This window comes from Kitasatospora sp. NPDC094028 (genome assembly GCF_049543595.1).
Taxonomy (GTDB): domain Bacteria; phylum Actinomycetota; class Actinomycetes; order Streptomycetales; family Streptomycetaceae; genus Kitasatospora.
In genome coordinates this window covers 46795-69004 of the sequence record NZ_JBMVFA010000007.1, presented here as the reverse complement: position 1 = coordinate 69004, position 22210 = coordinate 46795, and the positions used below count along the sequence as shown (strand labels likewise).

27 protein-coding genes are annotated in these 22210 nt (G+C 73.0%); 10 read left to right on the top strand and 17 right to left on the bottom strand.

The window, feature by feature from the left end:
• Positions 1-362 precede the first annotated feature (362 nt).
• From ACPC54_RS13740 to def, 4 genes are all read left to right on the top strand, one after another.
• On the top strand, positions 363-1799 hold the full coding sequence (locus tag ACPC54_RS13740; RefSeq protein WP_498964589.1) for an HD-GYP domain-containing protein: 1437 nt from the start codon (positions 363-365) through the stop codon (positions 1797-1799).
• 92 nt (positions 1800-1891) lie between these two features.
• Positions 1892-3169: an HD-GYP domain-containing protein gene (locus ACPC54_RS13735; RefSeq protein ID WP_498964587.1), complete on the top strand. Its 1278-nt coding sequence runs from the start codon at positions 1892-1894 to the stop codon at positions 3167-3169.
• A 257-nt stretch (positions 3170-3426) separates the two neighbouring features.
• Positions 3427-4413 (top strand): tetratricopeptide repeat protein, encoded by a 987-nt coding sequence (locus tag ACPC54_RS13730; RefSeq protein WP_498964585.1) that lies wholly within the window; start codon positions 3427-3429, stop codon positions 4411-4413.
• A gap of 132 nt (positions 4414-4545) precedes the next feature.
• Positions 4546-5112 carry a peptide deformylase gene (def, locus tag ACPC54_RS13725; protein ID WP_498964931.1) on the top strand — a complete coding sequence of 189 codons (567 nt, stop codon included), beginning with the start codon at positions 4546-4548 and terminating at the stop codon, positions 5110-5112.
• 378 nt (positions 5113-5490) lie between these two features.
• Here def and ACPC54_RS13720 read toward each other — a convergent pair whose 3' ends face one another.
• From ACPC54_RS13720 to ACPC54_RS13695, 6 genes are all read right to left on the bottom strand, one after another.
• Positions 5491-6696: a sensor histidine kinase gene (locus ACPC54_RS13720; protein WP_498964583.1), complete on the bottom strand. Its 1206-nt coding sequence runs from the start codon at positions 6694-6696 to the stop codon at positions 5491-5493.
• Positions 6693-7475, bottom strand: a complete 783-nt coding sequence (gene cseB, locus ACPC54_RS13715) for a two-component system response regulator CseB (RefSeq protein WP_498964581.1) — start codon at positions 7473-7475, stop codon at positions 6693-6695. Before cseB ends, ACPC54_RS13720 begins: the two co-directional genes overlap by 4 nt.
• Positions 7472-8281, bottom strand: a complete 810-nt coding sequence (locus ACPC54_RS13710; RefSeq protein WP_498964579.1) for a hypothetical protein — start codon at positions 8279-8281, stop codon at positions 7472-7474. Before ACPC54_RS13710 ends, cseB begins: the two co-directional genes overlap by 4 nt.
• A 126-nt stretch (positions 8282-8407) precedes the next feature.
• Complete coding sequence (locus tag ACPC54_RS13705; RefSeq protein ID WP_498964577.1) at positions 8408-9205, bottom strand: class F sortase; 798 nt, start codon at positions 9203-9205, stop codon at positions 8408-8410.
• Positions 9192-9632 (bottom strand): hypothetical protein, encoded by a 441-nt coding sequence (locus ACPC54_RS13700; RefSeq protein ID WP_498964575.1) that lies wholly within the window; start codon positions 9630-9632, stop codon positions 9192-9194. Before ACPC54_RS13700 ends, ACPC54_RS13705 begins: the two co-directional genes overlap by 14 nt.
• Positions 9633-9944: 312 nt before the next feature.
• Entirely contained in the window at positions 9945-10721 is a 777-nt protein-coding gene (locus tag ACPC54_RS13695) for a TetR/AcrR family transcriptional regulator (RefSeq protein WP_498964573.1), read from the bottom strand.
• A gap of 123 nt (positions 10722-10844) precedes the next feature.
• Between ACPC54_RS13695 and ACPC54_RS13690 the strand changes: the two genes are divergently transcribed.
• Together ACPC54_RS13690 and ACPC54_RS13685 are read left to right on the top strand one after the other, a co-directional pair.
• Positions 10845-11234, top strand: coding sequence for a VOC family protein (locus tag ACPC54_RS13690; protein WP_498964571.1), 390 nt, complete (start codon positions 10845-10847; stop codon positions 11232-11234).
• 141 nt (positions 11235-11375) lie between these two features.
• Complete coding sequence (locus tag ACPC54_RS13685; protein ID WP_498964569.1) at positions 11376-12278, top strand: hypothetical protein; 903 nt, start codon at positions 11376-11378, stop codon at positions 12276-12278.
• A gap of 86 nt (positions 12279-12364) precedes the next feature.
• Here the strand turns inward: ACPC54_RS13685 and ACPC54_RS13680 are convergent, their stop codons facing one another.
• Both ACPC54_RS13680 and ACPC54_RS13675 read right to left on the bottom strand, forming a co-directional pair.
• Positions 12365-13582: a serine hydrolase domain-containing protein gene (locus ACPC54_RS13680; RefSeq protein WP_498964567.1), complete on the bottom strand. Its 1218-nt coding sequence runs from the start codon at positions 13580-13582 to the stop codon at positions 12365-12367.
• 188 nt (positions 13583-13770) lie between these two features.
• Positions 13771-14328 carry an ester cyclase gene (locus tag ACPC54_RS13675; protein ID WP_498964565.1) on the bottom strand — a complete coding sequence of 186 codons (558 nt, stop codon included), beginning with the start codon at positions 14326-14328 and terminating at the stop codon, positions 13771-13773.
• Between the two features lie 120 nt (positions 14329-14448).
• Between ACPC54_RS13675 and ACPC54_RS13670 the strand changes: the two genes are divergently transcribed.
• Positions 14449-15066, top strand: coding sequence for a TetR/AcrR family transcriptional regulator (locus ACPC54_RS13670; RefSeq protein ID WP_498964563.1), 618 nt, complete (start codon positions 14449-14451; stop codon positions 15064-15066).
• Positions 15067-15083: 17 nt separating this feature from the next.
• On the opposite strand, the gene ACPC54_RS13665 is transcribed toward ACPC54_RS13670, so the two are convergent.
• A complete protein-coding gene (locus ACPC54_RS13665; RefSeq protein ID WP_498964561.1) occupies positions 15084-15920 on the bottom strand; it encodes an SDR family oxidoreductase in 837 nt (278 codons plus the stop codon).
• Between the two features lie 83 nt (positions 15921-16003).
• On the opposite strand from ACPC54_RS13665, the gene ACPC54_RS13660 reads away from it, so the two are divergent.
• Entirely contained in the window at positions 16004-16597 is a 594-nt protein-coding gene (locus tag ACPC54_RS13660) for a TetR/AcrR family transcriptional regulator (RefSeq protein ID WP_498964559.1), read from the top strand.
• Between the two features lie 5 nt (positions 16598-16602).
• Here ACPC54_RS13660 and ACPC54_RS13655 read toward each other — a convergent pair whose 3' ends face one another.
• From ACPC54_RS13655 to ACPC54_RS13620, 8 genes are all read right to left on the bottom strand, one after another.
• On the bottom strand, positions 16603-17004 hold the full coding sequence (locus ACPC54_RS13655) for a hypothetical protein (RefSeq protein WP_498964557.1): 402 nt from the start codon (positions 17002-17004) through the stop codon (positions 16603-16605).
• Positions 17005-17063: 59 nt separating this feature from the next.
• On the bottom strand, positions 17064-17303 hold the full coding sequence (locus ACPC54_RS13650; protein WP_498964555.1) for a DUF397 domain-containing protein: 240 nt from the start codon (positions 17301-17303) through the stop codon (positions 17064-17066).
• An 86-nt stretch (positions 17304-17389) separates the two neighbouring features.
• Complete coding sequence (locus ACPC54_RS13645) at positions 17390-17626, bottom strand: hypothetical protein (protein WP_498964554.1); 237 nt, start codon at positions 17624-17626, stop codon at positions 17390-17392.
• A 169-nt stretch (positions 17627-17795) separates the two neighbouring features.
• A complete protein-coding gene (locus tag ACPC54_RS13640; protein WP_498964552.1) occupies positions 17796-18413 on the bottom strand; it encodes a DUF5753 domain-containing protein in 618 nt (205 codons plus the stop codon).
• The gene (locus ACPC54_RS13635; protein WP_498964550.1) at positions 18406-19242 is read right to left on the bottom strand and encodes a helix-turn-helix domain-containing protein; all 837 of its coding nucleotides are present in this window, start codon (positions 19240-19242) and stop codon (positions 18406-18408) included. The genes ACPC54_RS13640 and ACPC54_RS13635 overlap by 8 nt, the downstream gene beginning before the upstream one ends.
• A complete protein-coding gene (locus ACPC54_RS13630; RefSeq protein WP_498964548.1) occupies positions 19239-19760 on the bottom strand; it encodes a DUF6879 family protein in 522 nt (173 codons plus the stop codon). Before ACPC54_RS13630 ends, ACPC54_RS13635 begins: the two co-directional genes overlap by 4 nt.
• A gap of 433 nt (positions 19761-20193) precedes the next feature.
• Positions 20194-20466 carry a hypothetical protein gene (locus ACPC54_RS13625; protein ID WP_498964546.1) on the bottom strand — a complete coding sequence of 91 codons (273 nt, stop codon included), beginning with the start codon at positions 20464-20466 and terminating at the stop codon, positions 20194-20196.
• Complete coding sequence (locus ACPC54_RS13620) at positions 20463-20876, bottom strand: ATP-binding protein (RefSeq protein WP_498964544.1); 414 nt, start codon at positions 20874-20876, stop codon at positions 20463-20465. The genes ACPC54_RS13625 and ACPC54_RS13620 overlap by 4 nt, the downstream gene beginning before the upstream one ends.
• Positions 20877-21074: 198 nt before the next feature.
• Here ACPC54_RS13620 and ACPC54_RS13615 point away from each other — a divergent pair, with 198 nt between their 5' ends.
• A complete protein-coding gene (locus ACPC54_RS13615) occupies positions 21075-21947 on the top strand; it encodes a helix-turn-helix domain-containing protein (protein ID WP_498964542.1) in 873 nt (290 codons plus the stop codon).
• Positions 21948-21964: 17 nt separating this feature from the next.
• Positions 21965-22153, top strand: a complete 189-nt coding sequence (locus tag ACPC54_RS13610) for a DUF397 domain-containing protein (RefSeq protein ID WP_498964540.1) — start codon at positions 21965-21967, stop codon at positions 22151-22153.
• Positions 22154-22210 lie beyond the last annotated feature (57 nt).

The window sequence follows — 22210 nt, the reverse complement described above, 5'->3', positions numbered from 1 at the left end:
CGGCCCTGTGGTCACGGTCGGTGACGGCCGTGCGGGGTGGTCGGCCGGGTGGAGCAGTGCGTCGGTGACGCCTGCCGGACGGTTCGAACCGGGTGTCCAGCGGCCCCGGGAGCACGTGCTCCCGGGGCCGCTCCCGTTCTGCTCGCGTGCGCCCTCACTCGTTCGAGTGAGTTGGCGGTGCGCCAACTGCGCCATTGCGCGATCATGCGTCCCCGCGCCCGACGAGCGCCCTATCCTCCTGACGGACGCTCACCGCCGGTTGGCCGGCGTGCTGAGGCAACGCGGGCCCGGACGGCGGGGAGGTCGAAATCGCTACCGACAGTGGAGGCGAACCCCTGGCGCCCGGCGCGGCGCGCTACGCGGTGGCCGTCCCGGTGGCGGCCCTGTGCTGTCTGCTGCCGTTGCTGCCGGCCCACCTCGCGCCCGGGGTGCCGCGCTGGCTCGCCGCCCCGGTGGACTGGCCGAAGGTGGTCCTGCTCTCCTTCCTGCACGGCTGCTGGGAGTCGCTCGCCCAGGGCCTGCGGACGCCCTGCCTGCGCCTCGTGCGCCGGGCCCTGCTGCGCCCCGCGCTCCCCGAGCGCGCGCCCGCCCGGCCCGGGGCGAACGCCTTCTTCCCGGTGCTGTTCGCCGGGGTGCTGATGCTCCCGCCGGCCGCCGCCGCGCTGGTCGCCGTGCCGGCCGCGCTGCTCGGCGGGCCGATCGCGCCGGGCATCCGGCGCCGGCAGCTGTTCAACGGCTCGCAGCTCGCGCTGTGCGCCTTCGCCTCCTCGGTCGTCTTCCACCTGCTGCGCGGCCCGGAGCTGCTGCTCGGCTCCCGCTTCCCGGCCGCGCTGCTGCCCGGCTTCGCCGCCGTCGCGGCGTTCTGCCTGGTCAACGGGGTGCTGGTGGGCGGGATGCTGATGCTCACCGAGGGGCGGCGCCCCGGTGTGCTGCTGCGCGGGGCCCGCTCGGTGTGCGGGCTGCCGGTGCTGGTGCACGCGGCCGGCGGGCTGATGGTCGCGGTGCTGTGGCAGGGCCCGTACGGGGCGTTCGCCGCGCTGCTGGCGCTGCTGCCGCTGTCCATCTCGGCCTGGGTGTTCGCCCAGGGGCAGCGTGAGCGGGACGCCCACCAGGCGACCGTGCAGTCCCTGGTGCAGGCGGTGGAGATCAAGGACGCGTACACCCGGGGCCACAGCGAACGGGTCGGCCGGGCCTCGGTGCTGATCGCCGGTCAGCTCGGCATGGAGCCCGAGCGGCTGCGCACCCTGCGCTTCGCCGGGATCCTGCACGACGTCGGCAAGCTGGGCGTGGCCACCGAACTGCTGCGCAGAAACGGTCCCCTCACCGAGCAGGAGCGCCGGGCCGTGGAGGTCCACCCGGTGTACGGGTACGAGCTGGTGCGCGGGATCGACTTCCTCGGCGAGGCGCACGCCGGCATCCTGCACCACCACGAGCGGATGGACGGGCGCGGCTACCCGAGCGGCCTGGCCGGCGAGCGGATCCCCGAGTTCGCCCGGATCATCTCCGTCGCCGACGCCTTCGACTCGATGACCTCCACCCGCTCCTACCGGCGCGGACGGCCCGTCACCGAGGCCGTCGCGGAGCTGGAGCGCTGCTCGGGCAGCCAGTTCGACCCGGTGATGGTGCGGGCGCTGATCGACGCGCTGGCCGTGCACGACTGGCAGCCGGTGCTGCCGCCGCCCGAGGAGGTCATCCGGGCGGTGCCGGACATCCCGCTCGGGGTGCCCGAGCCGGCTCGGGCGGCGCCGGGCCGGGTGCCCGCCCAGGGCGGGAGCACGCCGATGGCCGGGCAGCCGTGACCGGGCCGCGGGGGCGCGCGGCCCGGGCCGCGCGCCCGACCCGGACGGCGGGCGGGGCCCGGACGGCGGGCGGGGCCGGGACGGTGCGGGCGGTGCACGCGGCCGCGGCGGCGCTGCTGGCGCTCGCGCTGGGCGCGGTCGCCGTGCGCGGGCTCGCGGAACCGGCGGTCGCGCTGGCGTTCACCGCGCTGGTCGCGCTCGGCGAGTGCGTCCGGATCACTCTTCCGGGGGACCGCGAACAGGCGCCCATCGGCGCCGCCGGCGCGCTGGCGTACGCCCTGCTCGGACCGCTGCGCGGGCTGCCGACCGCGCACGGCACCCTCCAGGTGGTCGCCGTCACCGGGGCCGGACTGGCGCTGGCCTGGCTGCCCGGCCTCGCCTCGGCCCGCCCCGGGCGCCCCCGCCCGCACCGGCGCCCGCCGTGGGCCGACCCGGCCCGCCGGGACAGCGCCGCCCGCCGGCTGCTCGGGGTCGGCTTCGCCGCCGCGATCTTCCAGCCGCTCTACAACGGCGGCCTGGTCGACCGGTTCTCCCCGGACGGCCCCGCCTACGGGGTGTTCCTGACCGCCGTCGCCGCGCTCGCCGCGCTCTGCGACGCCACCCTGGCCGCCGTGCTGCGGCGCTCGGCGACCGGGCTGCGCTTCCCCGCCGCGCTGGAGGACGAGCTGCGCTCGCTGTTCGGGATCGGCTCGGCGATCGTCGCCACCGGCATGCTGGTCAGCCTCGCGGCCGGCGAGGTCGGGCTGTGGGCGCTGCCGCTGTTCTGCACCCCGCTGCTGCTCGCCCAGGTGTCGTTCCGGCGGGCCGCCGCCGTGCGCGCCACCACCGGGCAGACCATCGCCTCGCTGGCCCGCGCCACCGAGGTGGCCGGCTACACCCCGCACGGGCACGCCCGCCGGGTCGCCGACACGGCGTGCGCGCTCGGCCGGGAGCTGGGCCTGGGCACCCGCGAGCTGGCCCTGCTGGAGTACGCGGCGCTGATGCACGACGTCGGCCAGCTGTCCCTGGTCGAACCGGTGCCGGACGGCGCGACCGCCGTGCTGCCCTGCGCCGAGCAGCAGCGGATCGCCCGCCTGGGCAGCGAGGTGATCAGCCGCACCGGGGTGCCCCGGCAGGTCGCCGAGCAGGTCGCCCGGCTGGCCGACCCGTGCGCCGGGACGGCTGGCGGCGAGGGCCCCGTCCCGCTCGCCGCCCGGATCATCCGGGTCGCCAACGCCCACGACGACCTGCTGACCGCCGCCCGCGGCCGGGGCCTGGGCGAGGCGGTCGGGCGGCTGGAGGCGCTGGAGGTGCTGCGGCTGGGCCGGGGGCGGGTCTACGACGCGCGGGTGGTGGACGCGCTGGCCCGGGTGGGCGGACAGGCGCGCTGAGGCCCCGGTCCGCGCGGCCCCCGGGCCTGCGGGACCCGGCACGGGTTGAGGCGGCGGCCCCGGACGGGCAGGCTGGGGAGGGCGGGCCCCAACCTCGGCGGTGGGGAGCGCGGGCGGGGGCGGGCGTGGTTGGATGCGGTCGTAGCGTGGAACACCGACCCGGGGCACCGGGCTCCGGGCGCCGCCCCGGGCACCACGGGGCGCCACCGGGGCGGTGCGCACCGGGACTTGAGCGGACGACGACGGCAGGGACGAACGTGAGGATCTTCCACCGGGCACGGCACCGGCCGTCCGCCACCTGGCGGCAGACGACCGACCGGGCCTTCACGCTGATCGGCGACGGCCGCTACGAGGACGCCGGCGCGCTGCTGGTGATGGCCGCCGACCTGGAGCCCTGGCTGTCCGACTCCTGGTTCAACCTCGCCCTGCTGCACAAGTTCCGCCGCGACTGGGAGCAGGCCCGCTCGGCCGGCCTGCGCGCCGTCGCCCTGCTCGACCGCGAGCACGGCGCCCCCGACTGGTGGAACCTCGGCATCACCGCCACCGCCCTGCAGGACTGGCCGCTGGCCCGCCGCGCCTGGCAGGCGTACGGCCTGCGGCTGCCCGGCGGCCCCGGCGAGACCGGCCCGGTCGCCCTCGACCTCGGCACCACCCCGGTGCGGCTCTCCCCGGACGGCGAGTCCGAGGTGGTCTGGGGCCGCCGGCTGGACCCGGCCCGGATCGAGGTGCTGTCCATCCCGCTGCCGTCCTCCGGCCGCCGCTGGGGCGAGGTGGTGCTGCACGACGGCGCCCCGCACGGCGAGCGGGTCACCGACGGGGTCGCCTACCCCGTCTTCGACGAGATCGAGCTGTGGGCGCCCTCGCCGGTGCCGACCTACGTGGTGCTGCTGCAGGCCGCCACCGCCAGCGACCGGGACGCGCTGGAGCGGCTGGTCGCCGACGCCGGGTACGCGGCCGAGGACTGGACGTCCTCGGTGCGGCTGCTGTGCCGGGCCTGCTCGGAGAGCCGGATGGCCGCCGACGACGGCCTCGCCGCCCACCACGACCCGCACGACGACGGGGACGCCGCCCACCCCGGGCACCTCAGCCACCTCAGCCAGGGCGGCGCCGCCGGGATGTCCTGGCTGGTCGAGCGCGAGTGCGGGATCGCCGCGCCCGCGCACCTGGTCCGCACCCTGCTGGACCGCTGGGTGGCGGCCGCGCCGGGCAGCCGCGCGTACCGGGATCTCGAAGAGGTCTGCTGAGCCCGCTGAGTACCCTGGTGAGGTACGCGTAGACCGACGGAAGCGGAAGACATGGCGGAGCAGGCCGAGCAGCACGGGCACGACCACGAGCACGACGTGGAGGGGGCGGCGCCCGAGGCCCCCGTGAAGGTGATGGGCGAGGAGCCCGACCTGACCAAGGGCACCGCCCGTCCGATCACCGTCGTCGGCAACCCGGTTCTGCACCGCGAGGTCAAGACGGTCACCGCCTTCGACGGCGAACTGTCCGCGCTGGTCGACGACATGTTCCAGTCGATGTACGCCGCCGAGGGCGTCGGCCTCGCCGCCAACCAGATCGGCGTCGACCTGAAGGTCTTCGTCTACGACTGCCCGGACGACGAGGGCGTGCGCCACATCGGCCACGTGATCAACCCCGTGCTGGAGGAGTACCCGGCCGACCGTCGCCGGGTGCTCGACGACGGCAACGAGGGCTGCCTGTCCGTCCCCACCGCGTACGCCGAGCTGCCGCGCCCCGACTACGCCGCGGTGACCGGCGTCGACAAGGACGGCAAGCCGATCCGGGTCGAGGGCACCGGCTTCTTCGCCCGCTGCCTGCAGCACGAGACCGACCACCTGTACGGGACGCTGTACATCGACAAGCTGTCGAAGCGGGACCGCAAGGACGCGCTGCGGCAGATGGCCGAGGGCACGGCGCGGTACGCCACGGTGCCGAACGAGTAAGTCGGCGGCGCCGGTTGACGAGGGCCGGTGCGGGGGGACCCGCACCGGCCCGTGGGCGTCGGAAGCGAGGTCGGGAGGTCGACCGGCGGGCCGCGACGAACTCGTCGAAACCGTTCGTCCGCGACTGCCTCATTCGGCACCGCCTCTCCGTTCGGGCCAGGGCCGTTTCGTCGTACGGCCGTTGAGCTGGTAGGTTTCTCTTCGTCGCGAAGGAGTCAACCCTTCGTCAGGCGTCAGCGGTGCTACCAGAGCACGTCCTACTTTCAGTAGGAAGAGTCCGTGCAACCCGGGCCTGGCGCTCCACATACGGATGAGGTCCGGTGCCCCGAGGGCGCCGGACCTCATGCGTATCGGCCTCGATCCGGCGCGGGGCCGGGGTCAGTCCTCGGGGAGCGTGAGGGTCGCCAGGGCGCCGCCGGCCGGGTGGTTGGCGAAGGTGAGGGCGGCGCCGATGACGCGGGCGTGGCCGGTGGCGATGGTGAGGCCCAGGCCGTGGCCGCGGCCGCGTTCGGGGGCATTGGTGCGGAAGCGCTGGGGGCCGTGCCGGAGCAGGTCGTCGGGGAAGCCGGGGCCGTGGTCGCGGACGGTGATGCGGTGGCCGTCGACGTGCAGCAGGACCGGGCCGGCGCCGTGGCGGTGCGCGTTGAGCAGCAGGTTGCCGAGGATCCGGTCGAGGCGGCGCAGGTCGGTGCGGACCTGGCGGTCCCCGGCGACCTCGACGGTGACGTCCAGTCCGGTGAGGCCGACGGTGCGCCGCACCGCGCGTTCCAGCGGAACGGCCGAGAGGTCGGGGGCCTCGGCGTCGGCGTCCAGGCGGGAGACCTCCAGGAGGTCCTCGACCAGGCCGCGCAGCGCCTGGACCCGGTTCTGCACGAGCTGGGTGGGGCGGCCGGGCGGCAGGAGTTCGGCGGCGGTGACCAGGCCGGTGAGCGGGGTGCGCAGTTCGTGGGCGACGTCGGCGGTGAAGCGCTGCTCGTCCTCCAGCCGGCGGTGCAGGGTGCGGGACATCAGGTCGACGGCGGCGGCCAGGTCGGCCACCTCGTCCCGGCCGTCGACGAGTTCGCCGATCCGGGTGTCGGTGCCGCCGGCGGCGATGCCCCGGGCGGCGGTGGCGGCGGTGCGCAGCCGGCGGCTGATCCGGTCGGCGACCAGGACGCCGGCCAGCACGGTGGTGAAGACCGCGGCGACGACGGTGATCAGGATGATCCGGTCCAGGTCGGCGATGGCCCGGCGGTCCTGGGTGAAGTCGACCCGGACGGAGAGCACGCCGTCCCGGACCGGGGCGGCTGCCCACATCGACTCGCCCGGCCCGTCCGCCGCGAGCAGGGTGCCGCGGTGGCCGCCGGCGGCGAGGGTGCGCAGCCGGTCGGGCAGGGCCGGGTCGTTCACGGTGCTGCCCGGCCCGGCGGTCCGGTCGCCGCGGGTGTAGCCGGTGAGGGCCGAGTCGAGGACGGTGAGCGAGGCGGTGCGGGCCTGGTCGACGTGCTGGCGGATCATCGCCCGGTGGACCAGCAGGCCCACGGCCACCGCGACCAGCACGGAGATGGCGGCGACGGCGGTGGCGATCTGGCGGCGCAGGGTCATGCCGGGCGCCGCAGCTTGTAGCCGAAGCCGCGGACGGTCTCGATCCGGTCGGCGCCGATCTTGGCGCGCAGCCGCTGCACGTGGACGTCGACGACCCGGGTGTCGGCGCCCCACTCGTAGTCCCAGACGCGTTCGAGCAGGGTGGTGCGCTCCAGCACGATGCCGGGGGCGGCGGTGAACTCCAGCAGGAGCCGCAGTTCGGTGGGGGTGAGCGGGACGAGGCGGCCGTGCACCCGGACTTCCATGCTGTCGGTGTCCACCTGCAGGCCGTCGAAGCTGCGCAGGGTGGCGGGCACGGGGGACGGCGGCGTTTCGGCCGGGGCCTCGCGCTGCGGGAGGTCGGCGGTGGTGGGGGCGACGGGGATGCGGCGCAGCACCGTACGGATCCGGGCGACCAGGACGGCGCTCTCGAAGGGCTTGACCACGTAGTCGTCCGCGCCGGCCTCCAGGCCGGACACCACGTCCACCGGGTCGGTGCGCGCCGACATCATCAGGATCGGCAGCTGGCTCTCCTCGCGGATCCGGCGGCACAGGCCGACCCCGTCGAGCAGCGGCAGCATGACGTCCAGCAGGAGCAGGTCGGGGCGGACGGCGTGGAAGGCCTCCAGGCCCTCCAGGCCGTCCGCGGCCGTGGTGACGGGGAAGCCGTAGCGCTCCAGGGCCATCCGGGTGGCCTCGCGGATCACCTCGTCGTCCTCGACCAGGAGGATGTGCGGCTGGGCCGGGGCGGCCGCCGGGGTGGCGGCGGGGGTGGCTGCGGGGGTGGCTGCGGGAGTCATCGCTTCGCTTCCGGGGACACGGCGGGGAGAGAGGGGGCGGCGGTCCTGGCGGGCGCCGGGACCGGGACGGGGGTGGCGGTCGGCGTGGGGCGGACCGGCCGCACCGCGGTGCCGTTCGCCGGTTCGACGGCCGGGCCGGTGGGCGGGAGCAGGCCGGTCGCGTCCACCCGCTGCTCCAGCGGGGCGAGCCTGGTGCCGTCCCAGCGGTAGTGGCTGCTGGTGCGGGTGGTGGTGCTGGTCGGTTCGCGCAGCCACAGGTCGGAGTCGACGGTCTCGGCGCTGAACCCGCTCTGGACGCGCACCTGCAGGATGGGCAGGACGCGGTCCCCGGCGAGGGTGTAGACGTGCAGCACGATCGGTCCGGTGGTGACGACGGCGGTGATCAGCTCCGGCCGGCCGTCCCCGGTGAGGTCGCGGAACTCCGGCGCGCGGACCTCGCACCCGGCGCAGGAGTCGAGCGCGCGCCGCTCGTCGGCGGTGAGCGCCGGGTCCTTGGCGAGCAGGGCGCGGACGTCGACGGCGGTGAGGTCGTGCCCGGGGACGGTCAGGTCGGGGACGGGCTGCGGCGGCGCCTGCGGGGTGGTGGCGGTGGCCGGGACCGGCGGCGGGGCGGTGGCCAGGCCGGGCCACAGCGGTCTGGCGACGGACGGCGGGGTGGCGGCCTGGACGGGGCCGCCGTCCCGCAGGCCGCCGGGGGTCTCCCGGCCGAGGAGCAGGGCGGCGAGCGCGAGGAGGCCGGCCAGGGCGGCCGACACGGTCACCGGGACGGCGCCCGGCCGGCGGCGGGGTCGGGGTGCTGCTGCCACGGTCGGTGCGCGTCCTCCTGGTCGGGCCGGCCCGGTGGGGGTGGTTCCGGGTTCCGGCTGTTCGCTTCGGTGGTAGGTCGTGCCGGAAGCGGTCGGCGGTTCCGGGGCGGGCGTTCTCGCGCGCGGTCAGGCCGGGTCCGCCAGGACGATGATGTTGTCCGTCCAGTGGCCGTCCGCGCCGATCCGCCCGCCGCAGGTGATCAGCCGGAGGGCGGGCGCGGGGGTGTCGCCGTAGACCTGCTCGGTGGGGAAGCGGTCCTTGGCGGCCTGGATCAGCGTGCGGACCTTGAAGTCGACGGTGCCGCCGTCCGCGCGCCGGACCCGGATCAGGTCGCCGGCCTTCAGCTTCGGCACGTTCCGGAACACCGCCGGGCCGCGCACGGTGTCGTAGTGCCCGATCAGGACGGCCGGGCCGGTCTCGCCCGGGGTGGGGCCGTTGCGGTACCAGCCGACCTCGTCGCCGTGGTCGGCGGCCGGCACCTCGACCGTCCCGTCCGGGTTCAGGCCGAGGCCGGACACCGGCGCGTCCACCCCGGCGGCGGGGATCAGCAGCCGGGTCGGCGGCGAGGCGGCGACGGGCGGCGCCGGGGTGGAGCGGGCCGGCGGGGGCGGGGCGTCCGCGGCGCTGTGGCCGGAGGTCTCGATCCGCACCACCGGGCTCCCGCCCCGGCCGGACAGCGCCAGCGAGGTGCCGAGCACCAGGCAGAGCAGGCCGGCCGTGCCGAAGGCCGTACGGCGCCGGACGCTCGGGCCGGGGCGGGCGGCGCGGCGCCTGCCCCGGCCGCGGCCGCCGGGGCGGTCCTCGCGGTGCCTCCCGGTCCCGGCCGGCGGGGCGGCCCCGGCGCCGCTTCCCCCGCCGGCCGGGACCGGGGGAAGGGCGCCGGGGTGCCCGGCGGGCTCGGGACCGGTGTCAGCCGCGCGCACCGGCGCGGCGGCGCAGGACGGCGAAGCCCAGCGCACCGGCGCCGACGGCGGCGACGGCGCCGCCGCTCGCCAGCATCAGGCCGGAGCTGTCGGAGCCGGCCCCGGAGCCGTCGCCGGCCTTCGCGGCGCCCTTCGGCACTTCGCGGACCTGCGGCTGGGCGCCGCCCGGCGCCATCGGCGAGGGGGTGGCGGTCCTCGCGGGGGAGACGGCCGGGCCGCTGTCCTTGCCGGCGGGGGCGGGAGCGGCGGTGGGGGTGGCGGCCGCGGAGGGCGTGGCGGTGGGGGTGGCGGCGACGGGCTTGGGGGTTTCGTCGGCCCAGGCCTGACCGGTGGTCATGGTGGTCAGCAGGGCGGCGCCGGTCAGGGCGCAGACCGCCAGGACGCGGCGGGCGGGGGAGCGGAAGGTGCGGCTCCTGCTCGTGCTCATGCGGTGGTTCTCCTCGTGGGTGCTGCGTCGGTCTCGGAAGGGTCGCTCGTGATGCGGTCGCGGACGTCCGTCGTCGGCGCCTGACGCGGTCGTTCGCGTCGCGGATGCCTTCCGGCCTCTTCGGCCGGGGCGTCGACAGCGACGTTAGGAGGGCCGTGTCGCGGTCCCCGGCCGGTCGTGTCACGGCCGCCCATCGGCTGTGTAACGGTGCGCGGCGGGAGGCGGGCGTGGCGGCTCGGCCCGGCCGACTCCCGGGCGGGCAGGGTGAGTTGGGTCGCCCGGGGCTGCGAGGGCGGGGCGAGGGCGGGGCTGCTACTGCGGGCGGCGGCGGTCCCGGATCAGGGCGGCGAGCCCGTCCAGGACCCGGCCGAGGCCGAACTCGTAGGCGTGGGAGGGGCTGTACGCGCCGCCGTGGGCGGCGCCGGCGGCCGCGCCGACCCGGGCGGCGGTCGGGTAGCGCTCCGGATCGAAGACCCGGGCGAGGAGTTCGGCGTTGCCCGCCCACCACTGCTCGTCGCTCATCGCGCTGTCCTGCCGGGCGGCCCGCTCGTCGGCGGCCATCCGGGCGCAGGTCTGCACGAAGCCCAGCAGGTGGGTCAGCGCGGCGTCCAGCTCGACGTCGTCCAGGCCGGTGCCGTCCAGGGCGCGCAGCTCGTACTCGTACTTGGCCATCAGGCCGGGGCCGAGCGGCGGGCGGCTGGTGGGGACGGCGGCCATCCAGGGGTGGGCGCGATGCAGGGCGAGGTTGTCGTCGGCGACGGCGGTGGCCCGGGCGCGCCAGCCGTCGTCGGCGGGCGTGCTGCGCGGCATCCGGGCGTACACGGTGTCCAGCATCAGGTCGAGGAGTTCGGCCTTGCCGGGGACGTAGGTGTAGAGGGCCATCGGGGAGAGGCCGAGTGCCTGGGCGACGCGGCGCATGGTGACGGCCTCGACGCCCTCGGCGTCGGCGAGTTCGACGGCCGCGGTGGCGATCTCGGCCGGCGAGTGCGCCTGGCGGGGTCCGCGCCGGCCGGCCGGGGTGGTCGGTGTCCCCCACAGCAGGGCGAGGGTGCGGGCCGGGTCTCCTGCTCCGCTCCGGTTCGTGGCCATGCGGGAATCCTGTCACAGCGATTCTCCGTACTATGTATAGTGTACGTCGTACGGAGAATCGCTGACCTTTGTCGCCGACCTCTGTCGTCTGTGGTCTGTCGTCTGTCGTCGAGAGGACTCGTCTTGAAGATCAACAGCTCTGCCGTCTCGCTCACCGTCGAGGACCCCGCCGCCTCCGCGGCCTTCCTCGTCGAGCACTTCGGCTTCCAGGAGCAGATGGCCGCGGACGGCTTCGTCTCGCTCGGCCGCGAGGACGCCGGGATGAACGTCATCTACCTGCGCCGGGGCCTCGACGTCCTCCCCGAGGACTTCCGCGACCAGCGCGCCGCCGGCGTGCTCGTCGTCTTCACCGTCGACGACCTGGCCGGGGAGCAGGACCGGCTGCGGTCGGAGGGCGTCGGGATCACCCTGCCGCTGCGCGAGGAGCCCTGGGGCGAGCGGCTGTTCCAGGTCACCGACCCCAACGGCGTGGTGATCGAACTCGTCGAGTGGGTTACTCCGGCCGCGAGCTGACCCGCACCGGCTCCGGGCCCGGCCGGCCCTGTTCGGCGGGGCCCGGGCGGATGCGGCTTATCCGATTGCGCGGGGCGCGGCAAGCTGGCACGGTGTCAGCGCTTCGACGTGCGAGGGCATCCGACGGATCGGGAGGCTGCCATGGGCAGGTTGGTGACGCCGGGAGACCTCGCCGCCGCGTACGACCGGCCGCCCTACCGGCAGCCGCCGCAGCCGCGACGGGCGCCACGGGAGTGGGCGCTCGACGTGCTGCTGCCCTGGCGGCTGGCGAGCCGGATCTACGGGCCCTACCGGATGATGCGGATGTCGGCCTCCGGGGTCGCGGCGGTGGCGGGGGCGGAACTGCTGGATCCGCTGCTGCAGCCGCTGGCCACCCAGCTGGTGGCGCAGACGCTCGACCCGCTGGTGGAGCGGCTGATGTGGGCCCGGGCGCTGTTCGGCCTCGGCACGATCCTGTTGGTGGTGCGCCTGGCGAACGGGGCCTCCGCCAACGAGCTGTTCAATGACTCGTTCGGGGACAGCATCGTGCTGCTGGTCACCGGGCCGATCGCGCTGCTGCTCGCGTGTGGGGCGCTGGTGCTGCTGGCCCGGGCCGGGACCAGGCGGCGGGTGGGGCGCCTGGTGGCCCGGCCGCTGTTCACCGGTGCGGTCACCTTCGTGGGCTTCCTGCTGATGGCGGAGTCCGACCCCGGCGCGTACATCGGCAACACCGCCGGGCTGCATCTGCTCATGGCGACCTGGGTGCCGGCGTTCACCCTCCCCACGGTGTACCTGATCCACCGCAACTCCTTCGCGGTGCGGGGGCACCCGCTGGTACGGCCCCTGGTCGCGGTGCTGCTGGTCTGGCTCACCCTGATCGGGCACGTCACCCTGGTCGACACCAAGGGCGCCACGACGAGCGGCGCGGCGGCCCTGGCCGGACTGCTGGTCGGCCCGGTCGGGGTGACGGTGACCGCGCTGATCGAACTGCTGCGGCTGCGCCGCCGCCACCGGGTCGGCTTCCGCGGGCCGCTGCCGCCACTGCCCCGGCGGGAAGGCGCCTGACCGCGGCCGGATCGACGGGCGAGGGCCCGACCGGGTTTCCGGTCGGGCCCTCGCCCGTCCGTGCTGCGCTCGCGGTGATCAGTGCCTCAGTGCTTCGGGGTGGTGGGGTTCAGGACGGCTCCGAGGAGGCGGTTGGACAGCGGGGTGGGGGCGGCGAAGTCGAGGCCGAGGTTGGAGACCGAGTAGACGGCGCGGACCGACAGGTCGCGGGTGGCGAACATGCCGTTGGCGTAGCCGTCGTCGTGGCCGGTCTTGCCCCAGAGCACGGTGCCGTTCGGCAGCGGGGTGGACATCAGGCCGGCGCCGAAGCAGGCCACCTTGTTGCAGGAGGTGCCGCCGATGAACGGGACGGGCTTGCCGTCGTCGCCCTTGGGGATGGTGAACAGTTCCTCCTGCTGGGCGGCGGGCAGCAGCCGGCCCTGGAGCAGGGCGGTGAGGAAGTGGTCGAGGTCGGCGGGGGTGGAGATCATGTTGGACGGGTCGCCGCCCTGCTCGCTGACGTCCACCGCCCGGCCGCTGCCGTCGGTCATGTAGCCGTGCAGGTACGGGCGCGGCATCTCGGGGTCGTCCTCGGGCACCGAGGTCTGGTCCAGGTGCAGCGGCTCCAGGATGCGGCTGGTGACCTCGTCCTTGTAGGAGTTGCCGGTGATCTGCTCGATGAGCTTGCCGGCGATCCGGAAGCCGAGCGAGTTGTACTCCTGCTTGGTGCCCGGGTCGAAGTGCTTGCCGGGCCCCGGGCGGCCGTCAGGGCGCAGGGTGTCCTGGATGACCTGGTCGAAGGTGCGGTAGGCGTAGCGGCCCGCGATGGTGTCGTCGGCGCTCACGGGGGGCTTGCCCTCGTCCACGTTCGGCAGGCCGCTGGTGTAGTTGACCAGCTGTCGGACGGTGATCGGGGCGAAGCCTTCGGGGAGCAGGCCGGGCATGTAGTGCTGGACGGTCTGGTCGAGGTCGATCCGGCCCTCGGCGGCGAGCTGGAGGATGACGGTGGTCTCGAAGACCTTGGAGATGCTGCCCGCGTGGAAGTGGGCGTTCTCGGGGATCTTCCGGCCGGTCTGGCCGTCGACGGTCGAGCCCTTCCACAGCCGGCCGGGCTCGGCGACCCGGACGATCGCCCCCGAGGAGCCGTCGCCGGGCTGCGTCCGGATGGCGGCCTCCAGCGCGGCGGGGTTCAGCGGCGGGAAGGCCGCCGCGCCGGCGGTGCTTCCGTCCGCTGCGAACGCCTGGCCGGCCGAGACGGCGGTGAGGCCGACGAGGGCGGAGCAGGCGAGCCCGAGGGCGGCGGCGCGGCGGGCGAGGGGCTTCATGTGACACTCCGTGGGGTGATCGGCCGGCCGGGCGGCCTCCTGACGACGTGATCGATCCTGGCCGCTGCCCGGGCGCCGCCGGTATCGGGATCAACCCTGAACCGCCCCTGAGCGGTTCTGCCCCGCCGTCTCAGGGTGATCACCCCTCGGCGGCGGTCTGCCGAGGGGTGATCACCTGGTCGCGCTCGTCAGGCCGCGGCGGCTGCCGCCTGCTGGGCCGCCTCGGCGATCCGGACTGCGGCGCGGGCGGCGTCGCCGCCCGCGTGCCAGTCCTGGATGCGCTGGGCGGCGGTGGGGTCGGGGGGAAGGATGCCGAGCTGTGCGAACAGGGTGACGTCGTCGCGGACCGCCTCGTGCCGGACGATCCTGCCGTCGCGCAGGTGCAGGATGTGGACCTGCTCGGTGTCGATCTCGACCCCGGTGGGCGGGATCGCCTGGTCGAGCTCGCCGTCGCGGTAGCGGACGAACGGGCCGGTGTGCCGGCCCCGCATGTGCAGGCGGATCCACACCTGGTCGCCGTCGTGGACCACGTCGGTGACGGGGAAGCTCAGGTCGGTGAAGGCGGCGCGCAGCCACGCGCCGGAGGCCAGCACGCCGGCGGGCCCGGGAAGCGAGCTGGTGGCGGGGGAGACGACCGCCTGGCGGTTGAAGAAGTCCGGGTGCACGACGGCGGCGGCCAGTGCCGCGTCTCCGGTCGCCAGGACGGTGAAGAGGCCGCGGGCCGCGTCCTCGGCTGACATTCCCATCGGTTCGGTTCCTCTCGTGCGCGGGGTGTGGTCCTGGGGCGGGGGGCCGCCCTGACCGACATTCAGGTTACATGGAACCTATTGAATAGGTCTGGCATTCCCGCGACTACGCTTTGCCCCATGCCGACCCCCAAACGCAGCTACGTCTCGCCCCGGCGCGAGCAGGCCGCCGCCCAGACGCGCGCGCAGATCCTCCAGGCGGCGACCCGGCTGTTCGCCGAACGCGGCTACGGGCGGGTGACCGTCGCGGACATCGCGGCCGAGGCGGGCGTCTCCTCGAAGGCCGTCTTCGCGAGCGCCGGGAGCAAGGGCGACATCCTCAACGAGATCGTCGACACCGCCGTACGGGCCTCCGGCGAGGAGGAGACGATGCGCGCCGTGCTCGCCGAGCGGCGCCCGGAGGCCGCGCTCCGGGCGCTGGCCCGCGGCACCCGGGCCGGGAACGAGCGCATGTTCACCGTCCACGAGGCGATCCACAAGGCGCTGCCGTCGCACGAGGACGGCGAGGCCCTGTGGGAGCGCGCCACCGCCGACTACCGCGCCGCGCTGCGGGAGGCCGCGCGCCACCTGCATGTTGTCGCGGCCCTCGAAGGTTCGGAGGAGGAGACGGCGGACCTGCTGTGGTTCTGGTTCGGCCCGGGCGGCTGGCGCACCCTGATCGCCGAGAACGGCTGGTCCTGGGACCGCGCCGAGGCCTTCCTCCTGCGCACGGCCCTCGCCACCCTGCTGGCGCCTTGACCCCCTGAGCCCGGGCTTCAGCGGAAGACGGCGGCGTTGCGGGCGGCCCAGGCGGCGAACGGGGTGGCAGGGCGGCCCAGGATCCGCGCCACGTGCGGGCTGACGGCCCGCTCCTCCGGTGTCGGCTCGCCGAGGATGGCCAGCGTGCCCTCCACCACGGGGGCGGGGACGAACTCCGACAGCTGGGCGTGCGCCTGCTCGCGCGTCTGCTCGACGAACGTCACCGGCGCGCCGATCGCCGAGGCGATGGCCTCCGCGCGCTGGCGGGGCGTGGTCGGCGCGGGGCCGGTGAGCACGTAGGTGGCGCCGTGGTGGCCGGCGCCGGTCAGGACGGCTGCCGCCACCGCGGCGACGTCGTCCGGGTCGACGAACGGCAGGCCGACCTCGGCGAACGGCGCGGCGGCGGTGCGGTGTTCGCGGATCGGCCCGGCCCAGGCGAACGCGTTGGAGGCCAGACCGCCCGAGCGCAGGACCGTGTACTCCAGCCCGGCGGCGGCCACGGCCTGCTCGAACCCGGCGGCGTGCGCGTAGGCCGGGCCGGGCCGGGTGCCCACGCCCTGGGAGGACAGCAGCACCACCCGCGCGACGCCCGCCCGCTTCGCCTGCTCCAGCAGCCCGGCCGGGTCGTCCCCGGCGACCAGCAGGAACAGCGCCTTCGCCCCGTCCAGCGCCGGCCGCAGGCTCGCCGGTTCGCCGAGGTCGGCGGCGACCGCGCGGACGCCGGTTTGTGCGTCGGCCGGGACGTCGGCCTGGCCGATCCGGCGGGCTACGGCGGTCACCTGGTGTCCGGCTTCGGTGAGCATGCGCACCAGCGTGCGGCCGACGTTCCCGGTGGCACCCGTCACGACGATCATGATTCTCCCCAAGTCAGTGAGTCAGTTGGCTAACTGAGAAGTACGGTAGCGGGGTGGTGGGGGTCCTGTCTATCCTCAGTCAGGTGACTGACTCAGATGGCGCGGCGAAGCCCGCGAAGACCCGCGGCGGCAAGCGCGAACGACTGGCGGCGGCCGCGGCGGAGGTGTTCCACCGGCAGGGCGTGGAGCGCACCACCCTCGGCGACATCGCTGCGGCGGCGGACGTACCGCTGGGCAACGTCTACTACTACTTCAAGACGAAGGACCAGCTCGTCGAGGCCGCCCTGGGCGCTCACCGCGACCGGCTGGCCGTCATCACCGAAGAGCTCGACCGGCTCCCGGAGCCTGCCGAACGCCTCAAGGCCCTCGTCGACGGCTGGGTCGGCCAGCGCGAGACCGCCGCCAGGTACGGCTGCCCGTTCGGCACCCTGGCCGTCGAGCTCGACAAGCGCGACGACGGGCTGGACGGCGCCGCTGCTGATGTCCTGCGGGCCCTGATCGACTGGGCCGCCGGCCAGTTCGCGCAGCTGGGGCGCGCCGACGATGCTCGCGAGCTGGCGATCGAACTCGTCGCCGCCTACCAGGGGATGTCCGTGCTCACCAATGCGCTGCGGGACCCGGAGGTCATGGCCGTCCAGGGCCGGCGCCTGACCGCCTGGATCGACTCCCTGGCCTGAGCGCTTCAGGGGGGCGGCGGGGTGGGGCAGGGGATGGTCGGCCAGGTCTTGTTCGGGCAGGCGATCGCGTAGTGGCCGGACCAGCGGCTGTCGGACACCCAGCGGGACCACAACACGTCGGCGCCGTCTGCGAGTTGCTCGATGGCGCGCTGCCGGCGGGCTGCGATCGGCAGCCAGGGGTCGCCGTGCGGGGTGTGCTCGGCGTAGCGGGCGGCCAGCCAGTCGGCGGCGTCGGTGGGGGTGTGCCAGGTGCCGCGCACCTGGGAGGCGGGGCGCAGCAGCCACCAGCCGGTCATCATCGGCGGCAGCTCGGAGAGGCCGAAGCCGCTGTTGTCGAGCGGCCGGCGCTCGGACTCCTTCGCCAACAGCCGCCCGTCACCGGCCCATTCGTAGCCGTGGAAGTGCACGTCGCTGCTCCTGGTCTGTGCCCCGGCCGCCCGCTGCGGGCGGCCGGGGCTTCGGGTTCTCAGACGGACAGCCCGAACCGCGCCGGGTCGATCCCGGCGCTGGTCAGCTCCTCGGCGGTGAACAGCAGCGGTTCGCGGTCGGGGCGCTTGCTGTCGCCCAGGGCGTAGACGCCGCGCTCGACCAGGCCGAGGGTCACGCAGGTCTCGCTGCCGTCGTCACCCCCTCCCTGGTTGCCGCCGCACGCGCGGTTGAACTCGACACGGGAGAGGTCGAGTTCGTACAGATTGCGTTCGGTCATCGTCTGTACCTTCCGGTGCTTCGCTTCGGGGTACGGAAAGGCCCCGCCCCGCCCAGGACTTGGGCGGAAGATTGGGGGAGAAGTGATCAGCGCCAGAGGCTGATGCGAGTGGTGAGCTGGTCCACGGGCACCTGACGCGCCGGCGCGTCAGGCTCGAACAGCGGCCGAACGAGCGCCCGCCCGTCCTCGGCGCCCACGAGTTCGACGAGTCGCCCGGTGGTGAGGTCCTTGCGGATCGGATTGTCATTGATCCGCGCCATGAGTTCCGCATGCGTACGACGCTGTTGAGTGCTGGTCGGCTGTGCGGAACCGGAATCAGGCATGAAGGGCTCCCGTGGCTCGCGGATCGTCTCGGCGAGTCACCAAATTACGGGGAGTTGGGGCCCGTTGCTGCACGCTTTCCTGTTCCGGAAAGAACTCGTCCCGACCTCCTTTTGTCGAATGCGCGCGCAGGAAGTCGGACAGGCCGACTTCCTGCGTCGGATGACTTGGCTATCGACGGAGCCCCTGAGGCGCCTCTCGATGGCGGGAAGCCCACTCGTTCAGCTTGGCCCGAGCGTTCTCATTCCAGAGCGAGTACCGCTCGAAGGTCCGGAACGTATCCAAGTGCGCCTGGATTTCCTGGGAGTCGCGGAACACGAGCACACCGCCGGCTGTCTCAATGGTGGCCAGGGAATCGTCGTACACGGTGAAGACGCTCATCGGAGCTTTCGGCATGTGTCCTGCCAGGGGAATGACTCCGAGCCGGACGTTCGGCAGCCGGGAGATCGAGGCCAGGTGGTCGAGTTGCGTGGCCATGGCCTGTGTCGGCACCAGCGGCCAGAGGCAGGCCTGCTCGGTCAGGATGAAGGTGAAGCTCTTGCTTGTGTCGCGGAGTATGGCCTGCCGTTCGAGTTTCTTGGCGATGACCTTCGAGTGGTCGCCAGGGATCAGAGCCAGGCTCGCGCCGACGTACTCCGGCGTCGCGAGGAGCCCGGTGATCATGGTCGGCAGGAAGTAGCGGAGTTCCGTTGAGGTCTGCTCAAGGGCCGCCAGCTCAACCTGCTTCGCGTTCATGCCTATTCCGCGAAGAGTTTTGGCGTCCTGCCACGCTACCTGCTCGTTATCCATCGAAGCTGCCTTCCTGTTCTGCCAAGAACTCGTCCCGGATGGTTCCTGCCATCTCCCGCATGGCGTCACCGGCAAGGGCCTTGACCTCGAATCGCCCGAACCGATCCAGGTAGAGCTCCACATCCCTCGGCTCACTTGTGGTGATTTCCGCATGGGGGATTTCTACGATTACCATTCGGTTGTCGTAGACGACGAAGGATGAGGACGATGCTTCAGTCATGGAGGTGGAGAGCGGCACGATGCCGATCCAGACGTTGGGGAGACGGGAGAGAGCGATGAGTCGGTCCAGTTGGACGGCCATCTCAGGTGGGGAGACGAGCCGCCACCGAAGCACCGATTCCGTGATCAGGTAGCGGAATGACTTGGAGGAGTCGAAGAGCACGGCTTGGCGTCGGAGCCTGGCACCGATGGTCCGTGACAGTACCTCCTCAGTCAGGCCCTTCGTACTGAGGATCGCCCGGACGTACTCCGGTGTCTGGCACAAGCCAGGGAAGCAGGAGGGTTGGAAGACCCGTTGAACGGTAGTCTCGGCTTCCACGGAGCGGATGGCATCCTGGTGCAAGTGGAAGCCGCTGCGGCGGTACAGGCGCCACGCCGTGGCCTCGGTAGCTTCGCGACGGGCTGTCTCGACCAATCCGGCCCGGACTTCATCGGACACCCCGATCGCCGCGAGGATGCGGTCCACGTCCATTGCTGTCGGGGCGATCTTCCCCGTTTCGATGCGACTCAGCTTGGACGGAGACATGGCAGCGCTGCGGGCGACTGCTTTGGCCTCTTTCCCGCTGGCCTTTCGCAGTTCCCGCAGCGTGCTGCCGATGTTCCCTCTCACTTACTGCCGTGCCGCTCCCACCAGTCGGGGAACGGTTCAGCGTGGCTCAGGGCCATGTCCCGCCACTGGACCCACTTCTGCACGTCGGGTTCTTCCTCTGCTCCGAGGAATCCTCCCTCGTTGTCATAGGTCATCGAGACGGTCGTGGACTCGTCGAACATCCAGAAGTCGGGAACGCCTTCGAGGGGGTTCGGCCGCTCCGTGATGTCGAGGATGAAGAACTCCTCGCCAGCCGTGGCGTTGGTTCGGTATCCCCAGCCGAGTTCGAATCGGAGGTACGGGGTGAGAGGCCGGGCCAGGATGTGGACGCGGTACATCCGGCGGCCAGCGTCGCTGTTCCGCTGGACCTGCGCCAGCCACTTGGCGTTGTAGCCGGCGGGCTTCGGGCTCCCGGCCAGGAACGCCTGATAGGCATCGACGTTGCCGGACTTGCTGTAGTCGTCCAGTGTCTCCAGCCGGAACGCTTCCTGGTGGAAGCTGTCGAAGAGCGCGCCGAATGCGCCAGGAGAGATGGTCACGGGCAACCCTCATCAGGAGATCGACGGGGATTCGTACGGCTGTCTCGGTGTCCGGAAGCTGCATGGTGGCCAGCGCTTCCGGGTCGTCCACCTTGAACCCCTGTACGACCAGTTCCCCGGTGTCAGTGGCGTAGATCGTCGGGCAAGGCCCGTGGTCGCAGGAGCTGTCTAGTTCGGTCAGCTTCAAGGCTGTTCCCTCCCCTTGGCTTCTCGATCGATGTTCCCGAGCCTCCAGGTGTGGCGTCAAGAACTCGATCTTTCGAGAACGAGAAATCGGTCTGGTGAGTTGTGGCCGTCCCCGCCTCGGCGCGAGCGCCGAGGCGGGGACGAGCGAGTTCAGAGGTGGTGGGTGGTGCGTAGGAAGTCGGCGGGGTCGACTTCCTACGCGGAGCTGTGGCGCCCCGCCCCGGCGTGATCGCCGGGGCGGGGGAGTTCAGAGGCGGTGGGTGGTGATGGTGATGGGGTGGGCGGTCCAGCTGGTCATGCTGCCCACGTAGAGGGTGATGCTCCAGCTGCCGTGGCGGGCGAGGCAGTTGGCGACGCCCTCGCCGCCGGCGGGGCCGATGCAGAGGCGGATCAGGTCGCGGTGGGCCTCGCGGATGGGGAGGTCGCGGACCCGCTCCCACAGGACAGGCAGCGCGTGGTCGAGGGTGGGGAAGAGGGTCGGCGCCATGATGCCGCTGATCACGGCCTGGACGGCGCTCACGCGGCAGCCGCCTCGGGGGAGGCGGTGACGTGGCACCACACGAACTTGCCGATGCCGCCCGGGCGGGGGCAGCAGCCCCACTGAGCGGCCAACTCGCGGACGAGGAGGAGGCCTCGGCCGGCCTCGTCGGCATCGGAGGCGTCGCGGAGGGTGGGCTTTTCGCTGTCGGTGTCGTGCACCTCGATCCGGAGGGTGTGGTCCGGGGAGAGGTGGAAGCGGACGAAGATCAGCCGGTCGCGCGGGGCGCGGGCGTGCTGGACGGCGTTGGTGACCAGCTCGCTGACCAGCAACTCGGCTTTGGGGAGCAGGAGTTCGCCGGAGGGGTGGGGGAGGAGGAAGGAGCGGAGCTCCTGCCGGGCGGCGCGGGGGGACTTGCGGTGCCGGGGGAGCCAGCAGGTCTGTTCAGGCATGGCGGGGCCACCTCTGGAGTGTGCAGGTGAGAGCGGCTGAAGGCATGGGGATGCCCGGTGAAGAGCCGCCATGATCACTCTGTGGTGATGTAGCGACTACGTGATGTAGTTTGCATCCGCTCGCGTTCCGTTCGCAACTGAGACTTTGGAACTCGTTCCAAGATTGGGCTGCGGCGGTACGCTGGTCACGATCCAGGCATGAAGGAGCGTCAAGTGAGCGATGTGCGGCCGACAGTGCGTCGTCGAAGGTTGGCTTCCGCGCTGGTGAAGCTGAGAGAAGAGGCGGGCAAGACGCCGGAAGACGCGGCTCAGCGGATCGGTTGCCACCGGACAAAGATCAGCCGGATTGAGAACGCCAGATTGGGAATCTCGCTCGGCGAGCTGCGCGATCTGTTGGCGTTCTACGGCGTTGACGACCAGGCATACGTTGAGGATCTGGTGGGCATGGCTCGGCGTGGCCGTGAGCCTGGCTGGGTGCAGCGCGCGAGTTTGGCGAGGCCGTCGTACTCGGACTTCATTGGCTATGAGGAGACAGCTGACTACATCCGGTCATTCCAAAACGTCCTGGTGGCTGGGCTGTTGCAGACTCCGGACTATGCCCGAGCCGTACTCCAGGCGCGGCCGTCCACGCTGAGCAAGGATGAGGTGGAGGCCCTTGTGACGGCTCGGATTGCGCGGCAGGAGGTGTTGAACCGCGCCGACCCGCCGCGTGTTTGCGTGATCGCAGGGGAAGCGGCGCTGAGAGTCCAGGTGGGCGGAGTCAAGGTCATGAGCCAGCAGCTTGACCGGCTTCTGGAGATGGCTGAGCGGCCCAACATCGAGCTGCAGATACTGCCGGACCGAGCAGGGGCTCATCCCGGACTCATGGGGTCGTTCGTGCTCTTCAGCTTCCCTGTGCCGACGTACTCCGACGTCGTGTGCGTCGAACATCGAACGGGGACGCTTTACATGGAGACGCCGGCGGAGACTGAGGACTACACGTTGATCTTCGATTCGCTTCGATCGATCGCCTTGAGCCCGGCCGACAGTCTCGACATGATCGCTCGGGTACGGCAGGAGATGTACCACTAAGCAATGGAGAGGTAAGCATGTTGGAGTGGCGCAAGAGCAGTTACAGCGGGCAGGGCGGTGATTGCGTCGAGGTGGCCGGTGGTGCGGCCGGGGTCGTGCCGGTGCGCGATTCCAAGGATCCGGATGGGCCGGCGCTGCTCTTCGCGGCTGATGCCTGGGCTTCGTTCCTTGCTGGGGTCAAGGGCGGGGAGTTTTCGACCGACTGATGTAAACAGAGGTGCCCCGCACGGGCTGTGGCCGTGCGGGGCACCTCTGTCATTCGC

Coding starts and splice junctions, on each gene's coding strand:
- ACPC54_RS13620 (WP_498964544.1), bottom strand. CDS start 20,876: ATGCCTGAACAGACCTGCTGGCTCCCCCGGCACCGCAAGTCCCCCCGC.
- ACPC54_RS13650 (WP_498964555.1), bottom strand. CDS start 17,303: ATGACCGAACGCAATCTGTACGAACTCGACCTCTCCCGTGTCGAGTTC.
- ACPC54_RS13685 (WP_498964569.1), top strand. CDS start 11,376: ATGGGCAGGTTGGTGACGCCGGGAGACCTCGCCGCCGCGTACGACCGG.
- ACPC54_RS13640 (WP_498964552.1), bottom strand. CDS start 18,413: ATGGATAACGAGCAGGTAGCGTGGCAGGACGCCAAAACTCTTCGCGGA.
- ACPC54_RS13680 (WP_498964567.1), bottom strand. CDS start 13,582: ATGAAGCCCCTCGCCCGCCGCGCCGCCGCCCTCGGGCTCGCCTGCTCC.
- ACPC54_RS13615 (WP_498964542.1), top strand. CDS start 21,075: ATGAAGGAGCGTCAAGTGAGCGATGTGCGGCCGACAGTGCGTCGTCGA.
- ACPC54_RS13675 (WP_498964565.1), bottom strand. CDS start 14,328: ATGGGAATGTCAGCCGAGGACGCGGCCCGCGGCCTCTTCACCGTCCTG.
- ACPC54_RS13645 (WP_498964554.1), bottom strand. CDS start 17,626: ATGCCTGATTCCGGTTCCGCACAGCCGACCAGCACTCAACAGCGTCGT.
- ACPC54_RS13670 (WP_498964563.1), top strand. CDS start 14,449: ATGCCGACCCCCAAACGCAGCTACGTCTCGCCCCGGCGCGAGCAGGCC.
- ACPC54_RS13700 (WP_498964575.1), bottom strand. CDS start 9,632: ATGAGCACGAGCAGGAGCCGCACCTTCCGCTCCCCCGCCCGCCGCGTC.
- def (WP_498964931.1), top strand. CDS start 4,546: ATGGGCGAGGAGCCCGACCTGACCAAGGGCACCGCCCGTCCGATCACC.
- ACPC54_RS13610 (WP_498964540.1), top strand. CDS start 21,965: ATGTTGGAGTGGCGCAAGAGCAGTTACAGCGGGCAGGGCGGTGATTGC.
- cseB (WP_498964581.1), bottom strand. CDS start 7,475: ATGACTCCCGCAGCCACCCCCGCAGCCACCCCCGCCGCCACCCCGGCG.
- ACPC54_RS13695 (WP_498964573.1), bottom strand. CDS start 10,721: ATGGCCACGAACCGGAGCGGAGCAGGAGACCCGGCCCGCACCCTCGCC.
- ACPC54_RS13665 (WP_498964561.1), bottom strand. CDS start 15,920: ATGATCGTCGTGACGGGTGCCACCGGGAACGTCGGCCGCACGCTGGTG.
- ACPC54_RS13720 (WP_498964583.1), bottom strand. CDS start 6,696: ATGACCCTGCGCCGCCAGATCGCCACCGCCGTCGCCGCCATCTCCGTG.